Origin of the sequence: Vogesella mureinivorans, assembly GCF_007644035.1 — a bacterium.
Taxonomy (GTDB): domain Bacteria; phylum Pseudomonadota; class Gammaproteobacteria; order Burkholderiales; family Chromobacteriaceae; genus Vogesella; species Vogesella mureinivorans.
Window position 1 is genome coordinate 1 of record NZ_VMTV02000420.1, and the last position, 365, is coordinate 365.

Annotated in this window: 1 protein-coding gene; it reads right to left on the minus strand. The window is 41.1% G+C overall.

Annotation, left to right across the window (positions count from 1 at the left end; translation table 11 throughout):
- A partial coding sequence (locus FLQ44_RS24120) for a DcaP family trimeric outer membrane transporter (RefSeq protein WP_240801259.1) occupies nt 1-365 on the minus strand: 365 nt, incomplete at both ends.

Here is a 365-nt window from a genome sequence, read left to right on the forward strand (position 1 = left end):
AATTGAAACGGATAGGGCTTGGGGGAAAACAACATATTGAAAGACTTGCACTCGATTCAGACCAATACTTTCACCTGAATCAATTTGCCCTTGGACAACTGATTGCAATCCTGCCCGAAACGCTTCCGCCATATAGCTTCCACCTAAGTTAGTTGCAAAGTCAATCATTTCTGGCGCATGGCTAGACAAGAAGTTAGACGTTGTTTGACCGAATAACCAATTGTTATAAGTTAAATAAGCATGACGAATACGAAGGTTTTCATTCACACCATTACCCGCAAAGTCAACTTCAACTTTACCACCTACTTTTGCATCGCCTACAGGTGTATTAAAGTCTAAACCGATACGCGTAGTTTTCGCAGTAT